This is a genomic window from Nonomuraea sp. LP-02 (assembly GCF_036289125.1).
Classification (GTDB): Bacteria; Actinomycetota; Actinomycetes; order Streptosporangiales; family Streptosporangiaceae; genus Nonomuraea; species Nonomuraea bangladeshensis.
The window spans coordinates 1,504,215-1,527,212 of sequence record NZ_JAXCLK010000001.1 but is presented as its reverse complement, the minus strand read 5'-3'; the positions used below and the strand labels follow the sequence as shown (position 1 = coordinate 1,527,212).

Here is a 22,998-nt window from a genome sequence, read left to right as displayed (position 1 = left end):
ACGAGTTCTCCCTGGTTGTGGGCGTCATGGACGTACCGGCGGGATCGCCACGACCGCACGAGGCGTTGACACCCCTCTTGACGAATCCGATACTTTCGCCAGCCTGCCGATATTTTCGAGGTGGAGGAGATCCGATGAACGATGCCCCGACCCGTCACCGACCCCGCCGCGGCGGCCGTCTCCGGCTGCTCCTCGGCGGTGTCTCATCCCTCGTGCTGATCCTGTCCGCGCTGGTCCTGCCCGGCACCGCCGGCGCCGACACGACCGTCACCTCGAACCAGACCGGCACCAACAACGGCTACTTCTACTCGTTCTGGACCGACAGCTCCGGCACCGTCTCCATGAACCTCGGTTCCGGCGGCAACTACAGCACGTCCTGGAGGAACACCGGCAACTTCGTCGCCGGCAAGGGCTGGAGCACCGGCGCCCGCAGGACCGTGACCTACTCGGGCAGCTTCAACCCGTCGGGCAACGCCTACCTGACCCTCTACGGGTGGACCAGGAACCCGCTCATCGAGTACTACATCGTCGACAACTGGGGCACCTACCGGCCCACCGGGACGTACAAGGGCACCGTGACCACCGACGGCGGCACGTACGACATCTACCGGACCACCCGCTACAACGCCCCCTCCATCGAGGGCACCAGGACCTTCGACCAGTACTGGAGCGTCCGGCAGTCGAAGCGGACCGGCGGGACCATCACCGCCGGCAACCACTTCGACGCCTGGGCCCGCAACGGCATGAACCTCGGCAGCCACGACTACCAGATCCTCGCGACGGAGGGCTACCAGAGCAGCGGCAGCTCCAACATCACGCTCGGCAGCACCTCCGGAGGCGGCGGCGGAGACGGCGGGGGCGGCACCCCCGGCGGCTGCACCGCGACGCTCTCCGCCGGGCAGCAGTGGAGCGACCGCTACAACCTCAACGTCGCCGTCAGCGGATCGAGCAACTGGACCGTGACGATGAACGTCCCCTCCCCCGCGAAGGTCATCGCCACCTGGAACGTCAGCGCCAGTTACCCGAACGCCCAGACCCTCACCGCCCGGCCCAACGGCAGCGGCAACAACTGGGGGGTGACGATCCAGCACAACGGCAACTACACCTGGCCGACGGTCTCCTGCAGCGCGAGCTGACCTCCTGGCCCCCTCGCCGCGCCCACCGCCGGACCGTGCCCATGACATTCGTCAGGGGACGGCCGGCGGTGGGCTGTATAGGCTGCTTCGCGTGAAGGGCCGGCTGTGGAACTGTCTCTACCTCGTCGTCCTGGTGTGGCCGCTGCCCACGTTCCTGGCCTCCTCCCCCTCCTCCGGGCAGGTGGCGCTGGCGGCGGCCGGACTGGCCGCCTTCGTCGGGCTCTACCTGTGGGTCATGTGGTGCGCGGAGCGGTCGCGCCGCGCGCAGGGCCTCGCCCTGGCCCTGCTGTACGTGGTCGCCGCCGCGATGACGCCGCTGCTGGGCGAGCTGTGGTTGTTGTCGATGTGGTTCTTCCTCATCGCGGCGGTGGCCGTGTCGTTTTCGGAGCGGACGCTGCCGGTGGCGGCCGGGGCGACGATCCTGGCCGTCACGCTGGCGTTCCCGCTGCTGCTCGGCCTGTCGCTGGCCGAACGCTGGTGGTTCCCGCTGCAGGGCGTGATCTTCGCCGTCGCGATGCGCGCCTTCCTCCGCCTGGAGTCCGCGAACCGGGCGCTCAGCCAGGCCAACGCCGAGGTGGAGCGGCTGGCCGTGGACAACGAGCGGCTGCGCTTCGCCCGCGACATGCACGATCTCCTCGGTCACAGCCTGGCGGTGATGACCGTGAAGAGCCAGCTCGCGGCGCGGCTGGTCACCGCCGACCCGGAGCGGGCGCGGGCGGAGGTGGAGGAGGTGGAGGAGCTGTCCCGGCAGGCGCTGGCGGACGTGCGGGAGGCGATCACCGGCTACCGGGAGCTGTCGCTGGCCGACGAGCTGGACGGGGCGCGGCGGGCGCTCGCCACCGCCGGGGTGCGGCTGGAGGTGGCCGCCGGGCCGCTGCCCGCCGACGTGGAGCCGGTGCTGGCCTGGGTGGTGCGGGAGGGGACGACCAACGTGGTACGGCACAGCGGGGCCCGCCACTGCCGGATCCTGCTGGGGGTGCGGGGCGGGGAGGCGTACGCGGAGGTGAGCGACGACGGCGGCGGATGCCGCGCGGACGTCGCGTGCGCGGCGGGCAACGGGCTGCGCGGGCTGGCCGAGCGGGTCGAGGTGGCGGGCGGCGTCCTGGACGGCGGCCCCGCCGAGGGCGGCGGCTTCCGGTTGAGCGCCCGCCTGCCGCTGGCGGGCGCGCCCGCATGATCAGGGTGCTTCTGGCCGACGACCAGCACCTCGTACGCGAGGCGCTGGCGGCGCTGCTCGGCCTGGAGCCGGACCTGGAGGTGGTCGGCCAGGTGAGCCGGGGCGACGAGGTGGCCCCGGCCGTCGCCGCGCTCCGCCCCGACGTGGTGCTGCTCGACATCGAGATGCCCGGCCGCGACGGCCTCACCGTCGCCGGGGACCTGACGGGTGTGCGGGTGATCATCCTGACCACGTTCGGCCGGCCGGGCTACCTGCGGCGGGCGATGGACGCCGGCGTCGCCGGGTACGTCGTCAAGGACGCGCGGGCCGGGGAGCTGGCCGACGCGGTGCGGCGGGTGCACGCGGGCGGCCGGGTGTTCGACCGCAAGCTGGCCGCCGCCAGCGTCTCCACGGGCGCGAACCCGCTGACCGGCCGGGAACGTGACGTCCTGCGGGCCGCGGCCGAGGGCGGCACCGTGGCCGACATCGCCCGCCGCCTCCACCTGTCGGACGGCACCGTGCGCAACTACCTGTCGTCGGCCATCGGCAAGCTCGGCGTACGCAACCGCGCCGAGGCCGCCCGCGCCGCCGAGGCCAAGGGCTGGCTGTGATCCGCGCGCCCTGCTGACGAACGTCACTACCGGCCCCGCCGGGCCGTGGCGACGCTGGAGGCATGGGAAAACGGCTTCTGCCCGCTCTCGGGCTTTTCGTGCTCTCCCCGCTGGCGGGCGAGTTCCTGCTGGGGAACCTGCCCGTCACCGCGCTGCCCGCGCTGATCGTCCTGGCCCCGCTGTACGGCGGCGGCGCCCTGCTCATCCGCGAGCTGGCCCGTCGCAAGGGCGCGGGCTGGCCGGGCATGGTGCTGCTCGCGGTCGCGTACGGGGTGGTGGAGGAGGGTCTGCTCACGCGGTCCCTGTTCGATCCGCACTTCGCCGGGATGGACCTGGCGTCGTACGCGTGGCTGCCGGGCGTGGGCGTGAGCGCCTGGTGGACGACGTTCGTGCTGGGCGGCGTGCACGCGGCGGGCAGCGTTCTCGCGCCGATCGCGGTCATGGAGGCGCTGGTGCCGTCCAGGGCGGAGGAGCCGTGGCTGGGCCGGCCCGGCCTGGTCGTGGCCGGGGTGCTGTACGTGCTGGGCGCGGCGGCGACCGCGCTGAACCCGGACGCCTACCGCGCGTCGGCCGGGCAGCTCGCGGGGGCGGCCGTGGTGGCGGCCCTGCTGGTCGTCCTCGCCCTGCGCCGCCCCACCACGCTCCAGGAACGGACGGCGAAGCGGGCGCCGGGGGCGGGGCCGGTGCTGGGGCTCACACTGGTGGCGGGGCTCGCCTTCTGGCTGGCCGCGCTGACGATCGACGTCCTCGGCGCGTGGCCGGCCGTGGCCGCGAACGTGGCCCTGTACGCGGCGGCGTACGCGCTCGTCGCCCGCTGGGCGCGGCGGGCGGGCTGGGGGCCGGAACAGCGGTTCGCGCTGGGCGCGGGCTGGATGCTCACCTACGCCTGGCACTCCTTCCCGCAGCCCCCGGCCCTGCCCGCCACCCCGGCGGTGGACCTCGCCGGGAACGTGGCCTTCGCGGCGGCCGCCGTCGTCCTGCTCGCCGTGGCCTGGTCCCGGGTACGGCCGGCGCGCGGGGCGGAGGAGACCGCCACGCTCTGACCCTCTGCGGCGGGGTGTTTTGCCCGGTCCTGACCGTTGCTCTGGCACCGTGGAGTATGGCCATATTGGGGGAAGAACGCTGGCAGACCGCCATCCGGGACCGCGCCGCTACGCTGGCTTTTCCGGAGTGGACACCGCGCGCGGAAGACTGGGCGCAGCTCCATACGGGTTTCATCGACGATGGGACGCCCTATACCGAGGTCTCGGTCTACCGGGACGACGACGGCCGGCAGCGCATCCATTACCGCCGCTACATCGCCGAGGAGCTGCAGCATTTCTGGACCCGGCTGATGAACGAGTCCGGCGACTGATCCCGCCAGCGTCATCCCGGACAACGCAAGGTGCCCTGCGGCGAGAAGCCGCAGGGCACCTGCACGTCAGGCGTCAGCCCTGGTCGCCCGGCACGTTGTTCTTCCAGTCCTCGGGCTTGGCGGCACCGGGCTTCTTCTCGGCGCCGTTGCGGCCCGGCATCGCGCCCTTGGCCTTGCCCTTGTTCTTGTCCTTGTCGCCGCTCTTCGGCTTGCGCGCGTCCTGAGCCATCCGACTTCCCTTTCTGCGTGTCACGGAGAGAAGCGGTTCGCTACCCCCCGTACACGCGGATGCCCTCAGCGGAGGCAGACGAACGACCAAGCGGCCAAGATGCGACAAAGCACGTTAAATAACGCCAGGCCTGGCCGGAACCCCGTGCGGCATGATGGCGAACGTGACGGACATCGATCCCGCGAGCGCGCGGGCCCTGGCCGAGAGCCTGCGGCAGGTCTACACCGCCGTGGCCGAGAGCATCGGCACCGACAACGCGGCCTCCCCACTGATCACTCAGGTCACCGGGCACCTCGGCTGCCCGCTCAGCGACGTGGTGGTGGTCGAGGAGAAGTACCGCCTCTACGAGCACGCCGCGCTGCAGACCGCCACCGACCTCTACCTCGACCGGCACTCGCCGGGCGCCCGCTGGTTCGGCGTCGTCGGCGGCGAGCGCCGCTGGGAGAGCATCATCAACATGCTGCTGGCGGCGATGCGCGACGGCAGCCGGCTGCTCGGCCGCCCCGACTATGGCACGGCCTCGGTCGGGCCCGAGGCCACGATCGAGGTCGTGCAGCTCGGCCTGGTGGCCACCGTCGCGCCGGACGGCACGCCGGTGGTCCTCGCGCTGAGCGACCGCGAGGACTACGAGCCGCACAGCCTGCTCACCGTGCTCGCGGCCGAGCGGGGCACCGCGACGGCGGTGCGCGAGGAGATCGACCGGCTCAAGCGGGAGCACGACCCGTTCCGCGGCCAGGTGCTCAGCTTCGGCTTCAGCGAGCACCGGGACAACGAGCTGCTCACCTTCCTGCCCCGCCCCGAACTGACCGCCGAGGAGGTGGTGCTGCCGGAGGGACGGCTGGAGGCGATCGAGGAGCACATCGTCGGCATCGCCGAGCTGGCCGACCGGCTGACCGCCGCCGGCCAGCACCTGCGCCGTGGCCTGCTGCTGTACGGGCCGCCGGGAACGGGCAAGACCCACACCACCCGCTACCTGATCGGGCGGCTGCGCGAGCACACGGCGGTGCTCATCACCGGGCCCGCCATGCGGCGCATCGACTACGCGGTGGCGCTGGCCCGCAAGCTGCAGCCGTCCCTCGTGATCATCGAGGACGTCGACCTCATCGCCGAGGACCGCGGCCACCACGAGACCAGCCCCCTGCTGTTCTCCCTGCTGGACGCGATGGACGGCATCGGCGGCGACGCGGACGTGACGTTCGTGCTGACCACGAACCGGGTCGAGGCGCTGGAGCGGGCCCTGGTCCAGCGGCCGGGACGGGTGGACCTCGCGGTGGAGGTGCCGCGGCCGGACGCGGCGGCGCGGGAGCGGCTGGTCCGGCTCTACGCGCGCGACCGGCGGATCGACGCCGACACCGGGAAGGTGGTCGCCGCGACCGAGGGCGTGACGGCGTCGTTCGTGAAGGAGCTGATGCGGCGGGTGATCCTCATCGCGCTGCGCGCCGGCGCGCCCACGCTCACCGACGAGCACTTCGACACGGCGCTGCGGGCGATGGCGGGCGACGACCAGTCGCTCACCCGGGCCCTCCTCGGGTCGCAGGAAGGGGCGTCGCAGCGGGTGGTCCTCGCCGACCCTAAGGACGCCCGCACCCCGGCCCGCCTGTCACCGCCCGCCTGCTGACCCACGCCGGTCACTCGCCGGCGGCCCTGGCGGGGCCGGTGGCCTCGCCGGGCAGCAGGGTGGCGGCGGCGCCGGTGATGGCGAGCAGCCGGGCCGGCATGCCGTGCACGCCGGTCAGCAGGAGGGAGCCGCCGCACCGCCGCGCCTCGCGCTGCACGCCGAGCAGCGCGCTCAGGCCGGCGCAGTCGCTGAAGCTCAGGCCGGCCGCGTCGATGACGATCCTGCGTACGCCACGGCTCAGCAGGTCGTCGCAGGCGGCGCTGAGCCGCGGGCGGGTGAGGAGGTCGAGCTCGCCGTCGAGGCGCACCACGGCGTGCCCGTCGCGCTCCTCGACCCGGACCGTCAGCCAGCCGGGCGGCTGTCGGGTGGATTCGTCGGTGGTCATCGGCATCGGGTGGCTCCTGTCACGACGGAAGAGAGGCGGCGCGGCGGTCGGGGTCTCCGTCCGGTCGCTCCTGGCCGGGCGGGTGGTCGTCGGTGAACAGGGACAGCAGCCCTTCGATCGGGTGGGCGGCGTCGGCGGGGTGGCGGAACGGACGGGTGGGGTCGACGCTGTAGCGGGTGCGTCTGCCCACGCGGGTGCGGGTGATGTAGCCGCCGCGTTCCAGGTCGGTCACGATGTTCTGGGCGGCGCGTTCGGTGATGCCGATCGCGGCCGCGATGTCGCGTACCCGCGCGCCGGGATCGCGGGCGATCTCGGTGAGCACCCGGGCGTGGTTGGTCAGGAACGTCCAGGACCGGTCCGCCGGGGAGGAACGCACATGCTCCATTGATCCTCCTGTGGTCGCGGATGGGTGGGGTGCGCACGTCCTGGCGAAATACTATTACGGAAAAGTTTTTCGTGAAAGCCGGAGGGGTGCGCCGCGCGCCGCTCAGTGAGCGATCGGACCGGCGTAGTCCATGTAGAGGCGGAGCCGGGAGTGGCCGCCGGGGTGGTCGAGGTCGACCCGGTCGCAGACGCTGCGGATGATGAACAGGCCCATGCCCCTCGTGGGGTTGGGGGCCGGGAGCCGCCTCAGGTGCTCGGGGAGGAGGGTGCCGCCCTCGTCCATGATCTCGACGACCATGCCCCGGTCGCCGGCGCGGGCGACGAGCCGGCCGCCCTCCCCTCCGTGGTCCAGCACGTTCGTGACGGCCTCGTTGACCGCCAGGACCAGCAGCTCCACCCGTCTGGCCGTCATGCCGGACGTCAGGGCGTGATCACGGAGGACCGCCCGCACCGCGGCCAGGTCCGTGCCGGTGGGGAGGCTCAGTTCGAGCAGGTCGCTCAACGTGTCATGTCCCGTCTCGTCAGCGTGCCGCGGCTCACGGGCGAATCCGTCCAGGATGAGCCCGCCCGTCCGCCGGAGAGGCAGTCGGGTGCTCCTGAGCCCGGCACGACGGTCATTCCGGACGGGTCAGCCCGTTCGTGGCGTGGTCGAGGTCGTCGTAGGCGGGCAGCTGCTCCTCCAGGCGGGTGATCTCCAGCAGCGCCGCCATGCTCGCGTTCACCTCGATGAGCCGCAGGCCGCCGCTCCGCTCCCGCGCCCGCTCCTGCGCGATGACCAGCGCGCGCAGCCCGCTGGAGTCGCAGAAGACCAGGCCGCCCAGGTCGCAGACGATGTGCGGGCACTCGTGCGGCGCGCCGCCGAGCAGCTCGTCGAACGCGCGCGACAGGTCGGGCTGGGTCTGCCTGTCGAGCTCGCCGCTCAGGGTCAGCAACCAGTAGCCAGGCCGGCGCTCCACCTCGATCGCGAGAGCCGTCACCGCTTTCCCCTCAAGGTCCATGATCCAGGCCGGACGTCTCGTCCGGACCGTCGCGGAACCCCCGCGGCGGCTTGGCGGAAAGCCTACGCGGGCGCGACCCGCCCGCGGTACGCCCCTCCCGGCGCCGCTCTTCAGGGACTCGCCCGCAATCGTCTTCACTGGTCGTCGGCAATCATGTTTCCTCGTGGCCCGCGAATGGTCGCGCCCGATCCTCGCGGTGGCCGCGGCCATGGCGCCCGAATCCGGCGTCACGCACGCTTCCGCAGCGGTTCAAGGCAGATGTCCGGAGCATGGTCAGCCGCCCCTTCCCCCGGCCGCCGGAGCGAAACCCGACGCCCAGGCGTTGATGAAGGGCGGCATTCAGCCGGGGAGCAGGGCGGAGCTGAGGCCGAGGACGGCGGTCACGAGATTGTCGCCGAGCCGCCGCCAGGCCCGTTCCGCCTCGTCCCGCGTGGCCTCCCCGGCGGCCAGCTCGGTCTCCAGGTCGGCGCACATGTGGACGAGGAGCAGCCGGATCATGGCCGCGTGCCGCTCGGTGAGCTCGGCGTCCCGCCCGGCCCCGGCCGCCGGGTGGAGGCGGTCGAGGCGCTGGAAGGAGGGCGTGCAGGTGTACGCCCGCCGCGCGTGCTCGCGCAGCCCCGGGTCCACGATGGCCTGCGCGAGGAAGCGCCCGTACCAGGAGGGGGTGCCGAGCTCGACGTGATGCTCGATGCCGGGCTCGACGACGCAGGCGATCCACTCGCGCGGCGACGCCTCCCCCCGCTCCTCGAGTACGGCCACCAGCCGGGACCGGTGCCGTTCGACCGCGGCCGCGTGCTGCTCCAGGATGGCGACGATCAGCTCGTCCCGGGAGCTGAAGTGGTACTGCACGGCGGAGTTGTTGCGCTGCCCGGCCGCCTCGCGGATCATCCGCATGGAGACGCCGGCGAAGCCGTGCTCGGCGTACAGGCGTTCGGCGGTGCGCATGAGCTTGTCCCGGGCGCGCAGCGAGCGCGGGGACGGCCGGGAGGACGGCGCGGGGACCGCCGTGCTGACGTTCATGACCGTCCTTGATGATGAATTCGGTGCAATCTTTCCCCGATTATCACCACGGACGCGGCCTGCTCACCAGGTGACCCAGACCTCCTGGAGCCCGCCGGCGATGCCGCCCGTACGCAGTCGCAGGTCGGACGGGTGGTCGCGGAGCCCGAGTCCGGGCAGCCGCCGGGTCAGCAGGCCGAGCACGACCTGCAGCTCCACGCGGGCCAGCGGCTGGCCCAGGCAGTAGTGCGGGCCGGCGCCGAAGGTGAGGTGCTGGGCGACGTTGGGCCGCCGCGGGTCGAAACGGTCAGGGTCGGGGAACTTCGCCGGATCGCGGTTGGCGGCCGTGGTGCTGGGGATCACCGTGCTGCCCGCCGGCACGACGGTGCCGCTCAGCTCGACGTCCTCGGTGATGTACCGGGGCACGCCGCCGATGATGGACAGCGTGCTGTCCAGGCGCAGCACCTCCTCGACGGTCCCCGGGATCAGGTCGGGGTCGTCGACGACCGCCTCGTAGCGGGAGCGATCGGCCAGCAGCACGGCCGTCATGATCGCGATCATGTTGGAGGTGGTCTCGTGCCCGGCCAGCAGCAGCCCGCGCACGGTCGAGATCAGCTCGTCCTTGCCGAGCCGGCCGTCCTCGGCGTCGCTGATCTGAGTGAGCTCGCTGAGCAGGTCGTCGCCGGGATCGGCGCGGTTGCGGTCGACGAGGTCCGACACGTAGGCGTTGAACTCGCTGTATGCCTGGTCGACCTCCTGCTGCGTGTAGGCGGTCAGCGTGAGCATCACCCGCGACCAGTGCGCGAACTTGTCCTGGTCCTCGGGCGGCGCGCCGACCAGGGCGCAGATGACGCGCACCGGCAGGGGCAGCGCGAGCCCGGTCGTCAGGTTGCCCGGGGAGCCCTTGGCGAGCATGGCGTCCAGCAGGTCCTCGGCCATGGCCTGGACGCGGGGCCGCCACACCTCCATCTTCCGCTGCGTGAACCAGCCGCTGAGCAGCCGCCGCCACCGCAGGTGGCCCTGCCCGTCGCGGATGGCGGAACCGCCGGCGCGCTGCCGGCTGAACACGCCGCCGTCCTCGGTGGTGGCCAGCCGGGCCGCGCCCTCCCTGGCCAGGTCGCGGCTGAAGCGCGGGTCGGCCATCACGGAGCGGGCGTCGTCGTAGCGCGTGACGAGGGTGGCCACGTCGCCGCTCGGCAGGCGTACGTGCGCCACCGGGCAGCCTTCGCGCAGCTCGGCGAGCCGCGGCGGCGGCTCCAGCGCGGTGGGGCGGTCGAACGGGAATGCGGGGATCTCGTCAGCCATCGCTTTGGCCCTCCAGCCGGTGAGTCCGACCCTCCGAATATAAGATGATCATCTTATTCCGGCAACGTCCACCCGCCACCGGGCAGGTTGTTCTCGCGCGCTTCTGGGTACTGGCGAGGCTTCCGATCGAGAGGGGGCGGCGTGAGCCGAGGCGGTTCCCAGCAGGCGACCCTGGCGGCCCTGGCGGCCAACATCGGGATCGCGGTGATGAAGTTCGTGGCGTTCCTCTTCACGGGCTCGTCCTCGATGCTCGCCGAGGGCATCCATTCCGTCGCCGACTCCGGCAACCAGGGGCTGCTGCTGCTCGGCAGGTCGCGCTCGAAACGCGGGCCCACCCCGGCCCACCCGTTCGGGTACGGGCGCGAGCGGTACTTCTACGCCTTCCTCGTGTCGGTGGTGCTGTTCTTCGGCGGCGGCCTGTTCGCCCTGTACGAGGGCTACGAGAAGATCAGCCACCCGCATCCGCTGGAGAGCTGGCCGTGGGCGGTCGGGGTGCTGCTGGGCGCGATCGTCATGGAGGGCCTGTCGCTGCGCACCGCCGTCCGCAACGCCAACCAGCTGCGCAAGAACCGGTCCTGGACGCGCTACATCCGCGACGCCAAGGCCCCGGAGCTGCCGGTGGTGCTGCTGGAGGACGCCGCGGCCCTGACCGGCCTGGCCTTCGCCCTGATCGGCGTCACCCTCGCCCTGATCACCGGCAACACGGTCTACGACGGGGTCGGCTCGGTCGCGATCGGCGTCCTGCTGATCATCGTGGCGGTGACGCTCGCCAGGGAGACCAAGAGCATGATCATCGGCGAGGCGGCCTCCCCCGAGATCCAGCGCTCCATCGAGGACGTACTCAGGGACGACGACGTCATCGCCGGCTACACCCAGCTCCGCACCCTGCACCTGGGGCCCGAGGACCTGCTCGTGGCCGCCCGCGTCACCGTCGCCGGCCACCGGGAGTCGGACGCGGTCGCCGAGGCGCTCGGCGAGACCGAGCGGCGCATCCGCGAGAGGGTGCCGATCGCCTCCGTCGTCTACCTCTCGCCGGCCCCCGCCGACCGGCGGGAGCGGCGGCAGGACGACCCGGATCAGGTGAAGCGGCGGTAGCTGACGGCGCGGCCGTCGTTGGCGACGGTCCCGACGCTGACGGTCGAGCCGGCGTGCGGCGCGTGGATCATCTTGCCGTCGCCGATGTAGACGCCGACGTGCCCGGCGGGGTTGCCGAAGAAGACCAGGTCGCCGGGTTGCGGCGTGCTGACCGGCGTGCCGCTCGCCTGGTAGCCGGCGGCGGTGGTGTCGCCGATCTTGATGCCCGCCTGGTTGAGCACGTAGTAGACGAGGCCGCTGCAGTCGAAGGCCGACGGGCCGTTGGCGCCCCACACGTACGGCTTGCCGAGATGCAGCTTGACGGCCTCCACGATGCGGTCGCCGGTGGCGGTGCCCTTCTCGAACGGCAGGGGCGTCGGCGGCGGGCCGTCCCCGGCGTAGCCGGCCCCGGGTCCGCCCCCGGCTCCGCCCATGGGGCCGCCCCCGCCTCCGTCGTTGCCCTGCAGGGTCGTCTTCGGCAGCGGAGCGGGCTCCCACTTCACGGTGTGGCCCGGTCCCGGCACGAACGTCTGGTCGCCGGACGCCTTGATCGCGGCGAACGTCGCCGCCCGGTCGCTCGGCGCCTTGGTCTCGGGGGACGCCCAGTCGCCCAGGAACTTCTTGACGTCCTTCATGGCCTGGGTCACGGCCGTCTCGGCGTCCTTGCCGTGCGGCCGGGCGTCGGCGAGCGCCTTGGCGACCAGGGGCTTGACCGCGGCGTCGTCCTCCTTCTTGTCGGCCTTCGGGTGGGCCGTCCGCCACCCGCGCACGTCGTCCAGCAGCGTGTTGCAGATCCCCTCGACCTTCGACTTGGCCGTCTCCAGCGCCTGGGCGGCGTTGTCGAGGGCGCCCGCGCTGTTGGTCAGGGCGTGGTGGAAGGCCGTGCCCGCGCGCTGGTAGCCGCCCATGTAGGTGACGAAGGCGTCCGCGGACCCGCCGTTCCACGCGTTGTCGACGGTGCGGACCGCGGCGCTGACCCGCCCGGCGTAGCCGTCGACCTTGCCGGCCGCGCCGCGCCACCGCTTGGCGATGCCGCGGATGGTCTCGGGGCTGCCGCTGACCTTGCGCAGCAGCTCGGCCAGCTCGGCGCCGTCCGGCAGCGCGGCGACCTGCTCGGCGACGCCCATCAGGCGTCCGCCCCGCTGGCCTGGTTGGCCTTGCGGACGTTCTGCCGCACCTTGTCCAGCGCCGCCTCGACGCCTTTGAGCTTGGAGCCGGCCTGGCCCAGCTCGCCGCCCGCCTCCTTCTCGATCGCGTCGACGGCGGAGGCCAGGCCGGAGGAGTCGGCCAGCTTGCCGAAGATCAAGGAGTCGGTGGCGCCGGTGGGATAGCCGCCGCCCAGCTCGGTCGCTTCCTTCCCCACCCTCAGCGCGACGGACGCACAGTCCTCCAACGCCTGGAAGTGGACTTCTAGCCCGCCCATCGCCAGCTCACCCCGTGTGTTCGCCGTGATCTCCGTCGGTGCGGGATCCATCTTGCACCAAGTGCCCCATCTGACGCATCCGTCCGGCCGGATCGAGCCCGCCTTACCGATGTATCGGCACCGTGCGCAAGTGATTACTGGTAAGGGTTGAACCATGATCTTCTTCAGGCGTGCGGCCCAGGCCGCCGTGCTCGCGTCCCTGACCGTCCCGATCGTCCTCGTCGCCGCCGCGCCACCGGCCGCGGCCGAGGCGGGCTCGGCGGCGCGGGCACGTCGCCTGCTGGATCAGCTCAAGGTCGCCCGGCCGCTGCCCATCCGCGGGTACAGCCACCGGCGGTTCATGCCGCGCTGGGCGCACCACAAGGGCGCCTGCGACGCGCGCGAGACGGTGCTGGCCCGCGACGGGCGGCGGGTACGCAGGAACGCCGCCTGCCACCCGGTCAAGGGGGTCTGGTACAGCCCGTACGACGGCAAGTGGCTGAAGAGCGAGCGGCTGGTGGACGTGGACCACGTGGTGCCGCTCGCCTACGCCTGGCGCTCCGGGGCCAGCCGGTGGAGCCAGGCGAAGCGGCGGGCGTTCGCCAACGACCTGACCCGCCCCGAGCTCATCACGGTCAGCCACTCCGCGAACCTCGCCAAGGGCGGCCAGGGCCCGCAGAGCTGGCGGCCGCAGCGGCGCGCCCACTGGTGCCGGTACGCCACCTCGTGGATCACCGTGAAGCACCACTACCGGCTGTTCGTCACGCGGAGGGAGCGGGTGGCGCTGCTCAACATGCTGCGTACGTGCCGGTGACGCCGCTTGACCTGCACTTACGTCGCTCTTAACGGGTTACGTGCACTCTTGTGGTCATATGAACCGTATCGGGAGGACACGATGACAACCTCTGGGCCGGACGACTTCAGCACCGCCGAGGTTCTCGGCGAGGAGCCGCCCAGGCGCCGGTATCCCCGTTCGCTGGTGCTGGCCGGGGTCACCGCGGCGGTCCTGGTCGCCGGAGCGGGGGTCGCGACGGCGGCGGCACTGTCGCCGTCCCCGTCCCCGTCCCCCACCGCGACGGCCGGTGACGGCGCGTCGCCGTCGCCTTCCGGCACGCCCTCGGACGGCAAGGGCTGGGGCCGGGGCCACCGGGCCGGCCTCGGTGGCCCCGCCCTGCACGGCGAGTACGTGGTCCGCGGCGAGGACGGCGGCTACGTGACGATCGCCACCCAGTACGGCGACGTCACCGCCGCCGACCAGGACTCCGTCACGGTCAAGAGCGAGGACGGCTACACCAAGGAGTACGCGCTCACCTCCGAGACCCGGATCAACCGGGGCGGCGACGGCGCCGACGCGATCAAGACCGGTCAGAAGGTCATGGTCGCCGCCAAGGTGGACGCCGGCACGGCCACCGCCGTCGTGGTCCGCGACGTCACCGACCGCGCGGGCACGGCCCGCGAGCACGGCAAGGGCTGGGGCAAGGGTTGGGGCGGCAAGGGCTACGGCGGCGGCGGGGACGGCGGCGCGGGCCACGGCAGGTGGCATCACGAGCCCCCGGCGTCCTCCCCCGCCCCGAGCCCGCCGGAGAGCCCTGCCGCCTCCTGACCCCGGCCGGCCTGCGTCAGGGGGACGCGGACCGGCTCGCCCGTGGACAGGGTGACCACGACCTCGTCCGCCGTCACCCGTACCTCCGGCAGGGGCGGCTCCCCGGGGGCGGCGGTGAGCAGGATCTGGCTGACGTACACGGCCGTGCCGCCCGGGTGGGCCGGGCGGGTGACGTACGGGGTGACCGAGCGCGGGCCGAAGGCGTTGACGTCCTCGCCGGTGACGACGCCGGCGGAGGTGAAGCCGTGCAGGCCGCGCGCCGCGCTGGTCAGCCCGTCCGGCCGCCGGGCCACGGCGTGGACGCCCTCGGTGGACGTGACAGGGGGAAGCCGGTCGGCGAGGGCGTGGCCGCCGTCGCGGACCAGGTGGCCGGCGGGCGCGGTGACCTGGTGGACGCGGATCTCGGCCGGCCCGTCCACGACCGAGGTGGTCACCACGCGGACGTCCCCGTCCCCGTAGGCGGAGGCGGCCACGCGCTCCCCGACGGCCAGCGGCTCGATGCGGCGGCGGCGGGAGGGGACGCCCTTCGGGGACACGACGGCGAGTTGGTTGTCGGCCGCGTCCGGCGCGAAGTCGGGACCGGTGTGGCTGGTGTAGGCGAGCCGCAGGTAGAGCGGGTCGGGCTCGCCGTCCTGGCGCTGGACGCGGTCCCGGTCGCTGCCGTGGTTGAGCAGGCGTACGACGCCGTCGGCGCGGGTGGCGTGCAGCAGCCAGCCGGCCGGGCGCACGGGCACGACCTGGTCGGCGAGGTCGACCGGGGCGGGCTCCTCCGGCGCGGCCCAGGCCGGGTGGTCCGGCGGCAGGAGCAGGCCGAGGAACGCCTTGCTCGCCCAGTACGGCGAGGCTGGACCCGAGTAGTCCTGGGTGCCGGGCGGGAAGGGGGCGTACCAGCCGCAGGTGAGCAGCCCGCGCTCGTCGGGCGCGCCGCGCTCGGCGAAGTGGCGCAGGACGCCGCTCGCGATGCGCCGGGTGCGGCCGGGCGGCAGCGGCGAGGCGCCGGTGAGCTCGCCCAGCCACAGCGGGACGGCCGTCGCGAAGCGGTAGATGAGGGAGCGGCCCTGGTGCACGGGCCCGCCGTCGGCGGCGAAGAAGTGCTGGTAGTCCTCCAGGAACAGGCGCAGGCGGGCGGCGTAGCGCTCCTGGCGGGCGGTATCGCCGGACATCCTGGCCCACAGCGACGGGTAGAGGTGCAGCGCCCAGCCGGTGTAGTAGTCGAAGTTCTTGCCCTTGCCGTCGGAGTACCAGCCGTCGCCGGTGTACCAGTCCTCGATGCGCTCCAGGCCGGCGGCGATCTCGGCGGGCTCGTACGGGCCGCCCGCCTCCGCCAGGAACTGCTCGACGACCACCTGGAACAGCACCCAGTTGTTGTCCGGCGTACGCCGCCCCAGGAACCCGGCCAGCCAGGCGAGCACCCGCTCCCGTACGGCCGGGTCGAGCCGGTCGTACAGCCAGGGCCGGGTCTCGTGCAGCGCCAGCGCGATGGAGGCGGCCTCGACCAGCGGCTGGGACATGTCGGTCAGCGGCGGCCAGGCGCAGGGGTGCGCGGGGTCGGTGCCCGCGGCCAGCCCCTCGGCGTAACGTTCCAGCAACGCGGGCGGGACGTCGCCGCCGGCGCCGGCGATGCGGAAGGCGGCGAGCAGGAACGTCCGGGCGAAGCCCTCCAGGCCGTCGCTGACGGGCCCGGACCGGCTCGGGCCGCCGGGCAGGCGGTACTGGGCGAAGCCGTCGGTGGCGTACGGGACCACGGCGTCGAGCAGGCGGTCGGCCATGGCCTCCCAGTGCGCGCGAGTCCAGCCGGTGCGGGGTGACAGGCGGTGGTCAGGGGGTGGGAGAGGCATGGAACGGGATCCTACGCCGTTCGATGGAAAGCGGTTTCCCTCACTGCCGCACCGGTCACGGCGCGGCCAGGATCAGGGCGGCGGCGTGCTCGCCGATCATCATGGCGTCGAACGCGGTGGGCGAGCGCAGCGGCACCGGCACGATCGACAGGTCGGCGACCCGCAGCCCCTCGACGCCGCGTACCCGGCAGTCCTCCCCCACCACGGCCGCCGCGTCGCCCTCCGGCCCCATGGCCGCGCCGCCGAGCAGGTGATCGATGTCCATGCGGTGACCGTAACCGTGTCCCGCCACCTCGTTCTTGGACGAATCTGACCGCCACGCCACCGCGCCGCATTGCATGGACATGCAGAGGTGTGTATATACTTCTGCTCGTGTCCAAGGTACTCACCTCCCTGCCTGTCGGTGAACGAGTCGGGATCGCCTTCTCCGGTGGTCTCGACACGTCGGTAGCGGTCGCGTGGATGCGGGAGAAGGGTGCAGTGCCGTGCACCTACACCGCCGAGATCGGCCAGTACGACGAGCCCGACATCGCCTCCGTCCCCGGCCGCGCCACCGCCTACGGCGCCGAGGTCGCCCGCCTCGTCGACGGCCGGGCGGCGCTCGTGGAGGAAGGGCTCGCGGCGCTGGCCTGCGGCGCGTTCCACATCCGCTCCGGCGGGCGCACCTACTTCAACACCACCCCGCTCGGCCGGGCGGTCACCGGCACCCTCCTCGTGCGCGCCATGCTGGAGGACGGCGTGCAGATCTGGGGTGACGGCTCGACGTTCAAGGGCAACGACATCGAGCGCTTCTACCGCTACGGCCTGCTGGCCAACCCCTCCCTGCGCATCTACAAGCCGTGGCTCGACGCCGACTTCGTGCACGAGCTCGGCGGCCGCAAGGAGATGTCGGAGTGGCTGCTGGCCCACGACCTGCCCTACCGCGACAGCACCGAGAAGGCCTACTCGACCGACGCCAACATCTGGGGCGCGACCCACGAGGCCAAGTCGCTGGAGCACCTCGACACCGGCATCGAGATCGTCGAGCCGATCATGGGCGTGCGGTTCTGGGACCCCGAGGTGGAGATCGTCCCCGAGGACGTCACGATCGGCTTCGAGCAGGGCCGCCCGGTCACGATCAACGGCAAGGAGTTCGTCTCCGCCGTCGACCTGGTCCTGGAGGCCAACGCCATCGGCGGCCGGCACGGGCTCGGCATGTCCGACCAGATCGAGAACCGCATCATCGAGGCCAAGAGCCGCGGCGTCTACGAGGCCCCCGGCATGGCGCTGCTGCACGCCGCCTACGAGCGGCTGGTCAACGCCATCCACAACGAGGACACCCTGGCGAGCTACCACGTCGAGGGCCGCAAGCTCGGCCGGCTGCTGTACGAGGGCCGCTGGCTCGACCCGCAGGCGCTGATGCTGCGCGAGTCGCTGCAGCGCTGGGTCGGCATGGCCATCACCGGCGAGGTGACGCTGCGGCTGCGCCGCGGCGAGGACTACTCGATCCTCGACACCTCCGGCCCGGCGTTCAGCTACCACCCGGACAAGCTGTCCATGGAGCGCACGGAGGACTCCGCGTTCGGGCCGGTCGACCGCATCGGCCAGCTCACCATGCGCAACCTCGACATCGCCGACTCCCGGTCCAAGCTGGAGCAGTACGCCCGGCTCGGCATGGTCGGCGGCGGGCAGCCGACTCTGGTGGGCGCGGCGCAGGCCGCCTCGACCGGCCTCATCGGCGCCATGGACGAGGGCGGCGCGGAGGCCATCGCCTCGCGCGGCGAGGCCGCGGTGGAGGAGGAGCTGCTGGACCAGGCCGCGATGGAGTTCGGCACCGACTGACCGTGAGCGCTGTGCAGTAGGCCGCGGGGGGATGTTCCCCCGCGGCCTACGCGTTCCTGCTCGGCAGCAGGCGGGCCGCGTCGAGGGCCAGCGCCAGGTCCACCAGGTCACGGGGGCGGGCCAGCGAGCGGCCGGTGAGCTGCTCGATCCTGCGCACCCGGTTGACGATCGTGTTGCGGTGGCAGAACAGGCGGGCCGCGGCCCTGGCGGCCGAGCCGTCGCAGGCGAGCCAGGTCTCCAGCGTGGTCAGCAGCGTGTCGCGGTCGGCGGAGTCGAGCGCGAGCAGCGGCCCGAGCGCGCTGTCCAGGAGGTGGAAGGCGAGGTCGGGCCGGGTGAGCATGAGCGCGGCCGGCACCCGGCCGTCCAGGCGGGCGATCTCGGGCCCGCCGTCCACGCAGGTGCGCATGGCGAGCAGGGCCAGCTCGTGGGCGGCCCCCAGCTCGGCCAGGCCGGTCACGACGGGGCTGACGCCGGCCACGCCGCTGATGACGTAGCTGAGCTCCCTGCACAGGTCGTCCAGGCCGGCCGCGCCGAGCGCGGCCACGGCCACCTCGTGCCCGGTGCGCATCCGCCACAGCAGGCGCATGCCGTCCAGCGACTCGGGCAGCAGGGCGTCGTCCTGCCGGCCGCCGCGGCGTACGGTGACGACCGCGTAGCCGCCGTGCTCGGGCAGGTCGAGCGCGGCCCCGGCGGCGCGCACCACCCCGGCGTCGGCGGTGCCGTCGAGCAGCGCGTCGAGCAGCGCGTTGACGCGTTCCCTGCTGCGGCCGAGTATCTCCTGCTCCCGCCGGTTGTAGGTGTCGCAGGCCACCATGGACTGCCGGTCGATGGCGTGCCAGACGTGCCCGGCGGCGCGCACCAGCACGCTCAGCCGTTCGGGCCGCTCGCGTTCCATGTGGTCGACGAGCGCCGACCAGACGACCTGACCGGCCAGGCGGTACATCCGCAGCAGGGAGTCCAGGGGCAGGCCCTGCTCGGCGCGGCGGCGGGCCATGTTGGCGGTGAAGACCAGGTCGCGCCGTTCGGAGGGCGGCTGCAGGATGGCGGTGAGCCCTAAGCGGACGCCTTCGAGCGTGCTCTTCCAGTGCTCGTCGTAGGGGACGCAGGCGCAGTACACCTCGTCGCCGTCGCGGGTGCGGGCGACCAGCTCGCCGGTCAGCTCGGGCAGGTGCTCCAGCAGGACCACGGCGGCGGTGCGCAACGTCTGGCGGACGTCCTCGTCCACGACCGTAGGGGGACGCATTCCCCGAGGCTGCCATTGCCCTCCGCTCCAGAACAAGGCTCTGTAGCGTTTTGTGATCCATCGTTGTGCGGCTGCACAACCGGGGCCCGGCCGCGGTGGGCAGGCCGCCTGACTTCCCGCCGGCATCTGGACGACGGCGCACGTCAGCGGTTTGGGTGAGCCGGCATGGGGTCTTGGGAGGAAGTCGTATGGCCGAACTGACCGTCGGCGATCTCGTCGTGGACTACGGGCCGGTGCGCGCCCTGGACGGCGTGTCGATGCGGGTCCCGTCCGGCGCGGTCGTGGCCGTGCTCGGCGCGAACGGCGCGGGCAAGACGACGCTGCTGCGCGCGGTCTCGGGAACGCTCCGGTTCCAGCGCGGCCGGATCGCGCGCGGCGCGGTCGAACTGGACGGCGTCCGCCTGTCCGGCCTCGCGGCGGCGGCGGTCGTGCGGTGCGGCGTCACGCACGTGCCGGAGGGCCGGCGGGTGTTCGCCCGCATGACCGTGGAGGAGAACCTGCGCGCGGGCGGCCTCGGCACGCCGCGCCGGGCCGCCGCCGAGGCGAGGGAGCGGGTGCGCGAGCTGTTCCCGGTGCTCGCCGAGCGCTCCCGCCAGCCGGCGGGGCTGCTGTCGGGCGGCGAGCAGCAGATGCTGGCCATCGGCCGGGCGCTCATGGCGGGGCCGTCGGTGCTGCTGCTCGACGAGCCCACGCTGGGGCTGGCCCCGCAGATGGCCGCCAGGATCGCCGAGACGATCAGGGCGATCAACGCGGCGGGCACGTCGGTGCTGCTCGTCGAGCAGAACGTGGCCACGGCGCTGTCGCTGGCCTCCTACGCGTACGTGCTGGAGGTCGGCGGGGTGGCGATGGAGGGCCCGGCGGCGGCGCTGGCCGCCAGCGACGAGGTGAGGCGGCGCTACCTGGGCGTCAGCGACGAGGCGCCGGCCGAGGCCCGCGCGCGGGCGACGCTGTCGAGGTGGTCGGCGTGACCCCGGCATCAGGCGCGACCCCGGACGCGGGCGCGACCCCAAACTCGGGCGGGACCCCGAACTCGGGCGCGACCCAGGACGCGGGCGCGACCCCGGAATCCGGCGCGGCCTCGACATACCGACCGGGCGGTATGCCACCGCTGGAGGTCCGGGACGTGACCGTCCGCTTCGCCGGGCTGACGGCGCTCGACGGCGTCAGCTTCACCGTCGAGCCTGGCACGGTGCACGCGCTCATCGGCCCGAACGGGGCCGGCAAGTCCACCTGCTTCAACGTGCTGTCCGGCGTCTACCGGGCCACCTCCGGGAGCGTCCGGCTGGGCGGGGCCGAGCTGACCGCGCTGCGCCCGCACGAGGTGGCGGCGCTCGGCGTGGCCCGCACGTTCCAGAACATCGCGCTCTCCCCCCGCCTGCCGGTGCGCGACAACCTGCTGCTCGGCCGGCACCGGCTCACCCGCGCCGGCTTCGTCGCGGCCGGGCTGCGGCTGCCCCGCGCCCGCCGCGAGGAGCGCGCCCACGAGGCGAGGGTCGCCGAGATCGCCGCGTTCGTCGGGCTCGGCGACCTGCTCGGCACGCCGGTCGGGCTGCTGCCGTACGGGGTGCGCAAACGGGTGGAGCTGGCCCGCGCCCTGGCGATGGAGCCGCGCCTGCTGCTGCTCGACGAGCCGGTCGCCGGGATGAACAGCGGCGAGCGGGTGGAGATGGCCGAGCTGATCGTCTCGGTCAGGGAGAGCCTCGGGATCTCGATCCTGCTGGTGGAGCACGACATGGGCATGGTCATGCGCCTCGCCGACCGGGTGACCGTGCTGGACTTCGGCCGCCGCATCGCCGACGGCCCGCCCGCCGAGGTGCAGAACGATCCCAAGGTCGTCGGCGCGTACCTGGGCACCGAGGAGGGCTCGTGATCACATTCCTGGAGCTGCTCGTCAACGGGATCTCCATCGGGGCCGTGTACGCGCTCATCGCGCTCGGCTTCGTCGTCATCTTCAAGGCGACCGAGGTGGTGAACTTCGCGCACGCCTCGCTGCTGCTGGCGGGCGGCTACGTGGTGGCGCGGCTGCACGGCGCGATCGGCTTCTGGCCCGCGCTGCTGGCCGGGATCGCCGTGGCCGCCGTGCTCGGCGCGCTGGTGGAGTTCCTCGTCATCCGCCGGTCCAAGGCGGCCAACCACAGCGTGCTCGCGATCGTGACGATCGGCGTGGACATCGTGCTGACCACCGAGCTGACCCGCAGGATCGGCACCGAGGTGCTGGCCATGGGCGACCCGTGGGGGTCGCGGGTGGTGCACCTCGGTCCGGTCCCGGTGGCCGAGACCCGGCTGGTCGCGCTGGTCACGGCGGCGCTGCTGATCGCGGTGTTCCTGCTGGCGTTCAAGTTCACCGGGTGGGGCGTGGCGATGCGGGCCACGGCCGAGGACCCGGAGACGGCCGCGCTGATGGGCGTGCGGCTCGGCCGGGTGTCACTCAGCGCGTGGGCGGTGGCCGGGGCGCTGGCGGCGGTGGCCGCGCTGTTCCTGTGCGTCTTCCCCACGCCCGGCCTGGACCGCGGCGCCTCGTTCGCGGCGTTGAAGGCGTTCCCCGCGGCCATTCTCGGCGGCCTGGACTCCACGACGGGCGCGCTGGTCGGCGGCCTGGTCGTCGGGGTCACCGAGGCGCTGATGACCGGCTACCAGAACGACCTGACCTTCCTGGGCCGCGGGATCGGCGACGTGGCGCCGTTCCTCGTCATGATCGCCATCCTGCTGCTGCGGCCCGCCGGCCTGTTCGGCACGAAGGAGCTCGCCCGTGTCTAGGCATCTGATCAGGGCCGGCGTGCTGGCCGCCTTCGTGGCGGTGCCTTTCTACCTGGAGGGGTTCTGGCTGCAGGCGGGGCTGTTCGCGATGTCGGCCGCGGTCGGCGCGATCGGGCTCAACCTGCTGACCGGCGCCACCGGCCAGCTCTCCATGGGCCACGCGTTCTTCCTGGCGGTGGGCGCCTACGCCTACGTGTACTTCGCCGCCGAGCCCACGGAGGCGCTGGGCGGCCTGGGCCTGCCCACGCCGCTCGCCGCCGTGCTCGCCGTGGTCCTGTCGGGGGCGGCGGGCGGGCTGTTCAGCCCGATCGCCGGGCGGCTCAAGGGTGCCTACCTGGGCATCGCCACGCTGGCGCTGATCTTCCTCGGCCAGCACCTGCTGTTCAACGCGGGGCCGGTGACGGGCGGCTTCAACGGCCGCGCGGTGCCGCCCCTGGAGCTGTTCGGCTTCGTCCTCGCCGACACGCCGGAGCTGGTCGTCATGGACGTGCCGTTCGGCGCGCTGGAGCGGCTGTGGTTCCTCGGCGGGGCGGTGCTGCTGGCGGCGGCGCTGTTCGCCCGCGGCGTGCTGCGCGGCCGTCCCGGGCGGGCCATGAACACCATCCGCGACCACGAGATCGCCGCCGGGGTGATGGGCGTGCCGGTCGCCCGCTACCGGGCCGGGGTGTTCGTGCTGTCGTCCATGTACGGCGGCCTCGCCGGCGTGCTGCTCGCCCTGGTCTTCCAGCGCACGGTGCCGGACTACTTCGGCATGCTGCTCTCCCTCGACTACCTCGCGATGATCGTGATCGGCGGCCTCGGATCGGTCGGCGGCGCGGTGATCGGGGCGGTCTTCGTCTCCCTGCTGCCGCAGCTGCTGACCCGCTACGGCGACGCGCTGCCGCTCGTGGCCGCGCCGGGCTCCGGCGACGGCGTCTCCCCCGCCGAGGCCGCCCGCCTCCTGTACGGCGCGGCCGTGGTCGCGGTCGTGCTCTTCCTGCCGGGCGGGCTGCTCGGCCTGCTCCACTCGCTGCGCCGGAGGCTGTCCGGCCTGCGGCTCCCCCTGTCCGCGAACCCCACCCCGTCCCCTGAGACCAGGAGCTGAC

General features: G+C 73.1%; 26 protein-coding genes. 14 read left to right on the top strand and 12 right to left on the bottom strand.

Annotated features, from left to right (window positions below; genetic code table 11):
* The first annotated feature begins 134 nt into the window (after window positions 1-134).
* The 5 genes from SMD20_RS07090 to SMD20_RS07070 all read left to right on the top strand — a co-directional run bounded on the left by SMD20_RS07090 (window position 135) and on the right by SMD20_RS07070 (window position 4,257).
* Window positions 135-1,136, top strand: a complete 1,002-nt coding sequence (locus SMD20_RS07090; protein ID WP_329576533.1) for a glycoside hydrolase family 11 protein — start codon at window positions 135-137, stop codon at window positions 1,134-1,136.
* Window positions 1,137-1,227: 91 nt separating this feature from the next.
* Window positions 1,228-2,313, top strand: a complete 1,086-nt coding sequence (locus SMD20_RS07085) for a sensor histidine kinase (protein ID WP_329576528.1) — start codon at window positions 1,228-1,230, stop codon at window positions 2,311-2,313.
* On the top strand, window positions 2,310-2,903 hold the full coding sequence (locus SMD20_RS07080; protein ID WP_329576526.1) for a response regulator transcription factor: 594 nt from the start codon (window positions 2,310-2,312) through the stop codon (window positions 2,901-2,903). The genes SMD20_RS07085 and SMD20_RS07080 overlap by 4 nt, the downstream gene beginning before the upstream one ends.
* A 62-nt stretch (window positions 2,904-2,965) precedes the next feature.
* A complete protein-coding gene (locus SMD20_RS07075; RefSeq protein WP_329576523.1) occupies window positions 2,966-3,946 on the top strand; it encodes a hypothetical protein in 981 nt (326 codons plus the stop codon).
* Window positions 3,947-4,002: 56 nt separating this feature from the next.
* Complete coding sequence (locus SMD20_RS07070; RefSeq protein WP_329576520.1) at window positions 4,003-4,257, top strand: hypothetical protein; 255 nt, start codon at window positions 4,003-4,005, stop codon at window positions 4,255-4,257.
* A gap of 73 nt (window positions 4,258-4,330) precedes the next feature.
* Here the strand turns inward: SMD20_RS07070 and SMD20_RS07065 are convergent, their stop codons facing one another.
* Window positions 4,331-4,486: a hypothetical protein gene (locus tag SMD20_RS07065; protein ID WP_329576518.1), complete on the bottom strand. Its 156-nt coding sequence runs from the start codon at window positions 4,484-4,486 to the stop codon at window positions 4,331-4,333.
* A 163-nt stretch (window positions 4,487-4,649) separates the two neighbouring features.
* Between SMD20_RS07065 and SMD20_RS07060 the strand changes: the two genes are divergently transcribed.
* Window positions 4,650-6,104, top strand: a complete 1,455-nt coding sequence (locus SMD20_RS07060; RefSeq protein WP_329576515.1) for an ATP-binding protein — start codon at window positions 4,650-4,652, stop codon at window positions 6,102-6,104.
* Between the two features lie 10 nt (window positions 6,105-6,114).
* Here the strand turns inward: SMD20_RS07060 and SMD20_RS07055 are convergent, their stop codons facing one another.
* The 6 genes from SMD20_RS07055 to SMD20_RS07030 all read right to left on the bottom strand — a co-directional run bounded on the left by SMD20_RS07055 (window position 6,115) and on the right by SMD20_RS07030 (window position 10,175).
* On the bottom strand, window positions 6,115-6,495 hold the full coding sequence (locus tag SMD20_RS07055; RefSeq protein WP_329576513.1) for an STAS domain-containing protein: 381 nt from the start codon (window positions 6,493-6,495) through the stop codon (window positions 6,115-6,117).
* Window positions 6,496-6,508: 13 nt separating this feature from the next.
* Entirely contained in the window at window positions 6,509-6,874 is a 366-nt protein-coding gene (locus SMD20_RS07050) for a MarR family transcriptional regulator (protein WP_329576511.1), read from the bottom strand.
* Between the two features lie 102 nt (window positions 6,875-6,976).
* Window positions 6,977-7,375, bottom strand: a complete 399-nt coding sequence (locus SMD20_RS07045; protein ID WP_329576509.1) for an ATP-binding protein — start codon at window positions 7,373-7,375, stop codon at window positions 6,977-6,979.
* Window positions 7,376-7,487: 112 nt separating this feature from the next.
* Window positions 7,488-7,850: an STAS domain-containing protein gene (locus SMD20_RS07040; protein ID WP_329576506.1), complete on the bottom strand. Its 363-nt coding sequence runs from the start codon at window positions 7,848-7,850 to the stop codon at window positions 7,488-7,490.
* A gap of 360 nt (window positions 7,851-8,210) precedes the next feature.
* Window positions 8,211-8,891 carry a TetR/AcrR family transcriptional regulator gene (locus tag SMD20_RS07035; RefSeq protein WP_329576503.1) on the bottom strand — a complete coding sequence of 227 codons (681 nt, stop codon included), beginning with the start codon at window positions 8,889-8,891 and terminating at the stop codon, window positions 8,211-8,213.
* A 63-nt stretch (window positions 8,892-8,954) separates the two neighbouring features.
* Window positions 8,955-10,175: a cytochrome P450 gene (locus SMD20_RS07030; RefSeq protein WP_329576500.1), complete on the bottom strand. Its 1,221-nt coding sequence runs from the start codon at window positions 10,173-10,175 to the stop codon at window positions 8,955-8,957.
* A 141-nt stretch (window positions 10,176-10,316) separates the two neighbouring features.
* On the opposite strand from SMD20_RS07030, the gene SMD20_RS07025 reads away from it, so the two are divergent.
* Complete coding sequence (locus SMD20_RS07025; protein ID WP_329576498.1) at window positions 10,317-11,270, top strand: cation diffusion facilitator family transporter; 954 nt, start codon at window positions 10,317-10,319, stop codon at window positions 11,268-11,270.
* On the opposite strand, the gene SMD20_RS07020 is transcribed toward SMD20_RS07025, so the two are convergent.
* Window positions 11,252-12,376: a bifunctional WXG100 family type VII secretion target/C40 family peptidase gene (locus tag SMD20_RS07020; RefSeq protein WP_329576495.1), complete on the bottom strand. Its 1,125-nt coding sequence runs from the start codon at window positions 12,374-12,376 to the stop codon at window positions 11,252-11,254. The genes SMD20_RS07025 and SMD20_RS07020 overlap by 19 nt on opposite strands.
* Window positions 12,376-12,672, bottom strand: coding sequence for a hypothetical protein (locus tag SMD20_RS07015; protein ID WP_329576493.1), 297 nt, complete (start codon window positions 12,670-12,672; stop codon window positions 12,376-12,378). Before SMD20_RS07015 ends, SMD20_RS07020 begins: the two co-directional genes overlap by 1 nt.
* A 154-nt stretch (window positions 12,673-12,826) precedes the next feature.
* Here SMD20_RS07015 and SMD20_RS07010 point away from each other — a divergent pair, with 154 nt between their 5' ends.
* Both SMD20_RS07010 and SMD20_RS07005 read left to right on the top strand, forming a co-directional pair.
* Window positions 12,827-13,465 carry an HNH endonuclease family protein gene (locus SMD20_RS07010; protein WP_329576490.1) on the top strand — a complete coding sequence of 213 codons (639 nt, stop codon included), beginning with the start codon at window positions 12,827-12,829 and terminating at the stop codon, window positions 13,463-13,465.
* A gap of 81 nt (window positions 13,466-13,546) precedes the next feature.
* Window positions 13,547-14,254, top strand: coding sequence for a hypothetical protein (locus SMD20_RS07005; RefSeq protein WP_329576487.1), 708 nt, complete (start codon window positions 13,547-13,549; stop codon window positions 14,252-14,254).
* Here the strand turns inward: SMD20_RS07005 and SMD20_RS07000 are convergent.
* Entirely contained in the window at window positions 14,194-16,092 is a 1,899-nt protein-coding gene (locus SMD20_RS07000) for a DUF2264 domain-containing protein (protein ID WP_329576485.1), read from the bottom strand. The genes SMD20_RS07005 and SMD20_RS07000 overlap by 61 nt on opposite strands.
* Window positions 16,093-16,147: 55 nt before the next feature.
* Window positions 16,148-16,432 (bottom strand): GMC oxidoreductase, encoded by a 285-nt coding sequence (locus SMD20_RS06995; protein ID WP_329592463.1) that lies wholly within the window; start codon window positions 16,430-16,432, stop codon window positions 16,148-16,150.
* A 32-nt stretch (window positions 16,433-16,464) separates the two neighbouring features.
* Between SMD20_RS06995 and argG the strand changes: the two genes are divergently transcribed.
* Window positions 16,465-17,913: an argininosuccinate synthase gene (gene argG / locus SMD20_RS06990; RefSeq protein ID WP_329576481.1), complete on the top strand. Its 1,449-nt coding sequence runs from the start codon at window positions 16,465-16,467 to the stop codon at window positions 17,911-17,913.
* Between the two features lie 46 nt (window positions 17,914-17,959).
* Here the strand turns inward: argG and SMD20_RS06985 are convergent, their stop codons facing one another.
* Window positions 17,960-19,156 (bottom strand): helix-turn-helix domain-containing protein, encoded by a 1,197-nt coding sequence (locus SMD20_RS06985; RefSeq protein ID WP_329576477.1) that lies wholly within the window; start codon window positions 19,154-19,156, stop codon window positions 17,960-17,962.
* A gap of 188 nt (window positions 19,157-19,344) precedes the next feature.
* Between SMD20_RS06985 and SMD20_RS06980 the strand changes: the two genes are divergently transcribed.
* The 4 genes from SMD20_RS06980 to SMD20_RS06965 all read left to right on the top strand — a co-directional run bounded on the left by SMD20_RS06980 (window position 19,345) and on the right by SMD20_RS06965 (window position 22,997).
* Window positions 19,345-20,124: an ABC transporter ATP-binding protein gene (locus tag SMD20_RS06980; protein WP_329576474.1), complete on the top strand. Its 780-nt coding sequence runs from the start codon at window positions 19,345-19,347 to the stop codon at window positions 20,122-20,124.
* Between the two features lie 131 nt (window positions 20,125-20,255).
* On the top strand, window positions 20,256-21,026 hold the full coding sequence (locus SMD20_RS06975) for an ABC transporter ATP-binding protein (protein WP_329592461.1): 771 nt from the start codon (window positions 20,256-20,258) through the stop codon (window positions 21,024-21,026).
* Complete coding sequence (locus tag SMD20_RS06970) at window positions 21,023-21,913, top strand: branched-chain amino acid ABC transporter permease (protein ID WP_329576472.1); 891 nt, start codon at window positions 21,023-21,025, stop codon at window positions 21,911-21,913. The genes SMD20_RS06975 and SMD20_RS06970 overlap by 4 nt, the downstream gene beginning before the upstream one ends.
* Window positions 21,906-22,997, top strand: coding sequence for a branched-chain amino acid ABC transporter permease (locus SMD20_RS06965; protein ID WP_329576469.1), 1,092 nt, complete (start codon window positions 21,906-21,908; stop codon window positions 22,995-22,997). The genes SMD20_RS06970 and SMD20_RS06965 overlap by 8 nt, the downstream gene beginning before the upstream one ends.
* Window position 22,998: the final 1 nt, after the last annotated feature.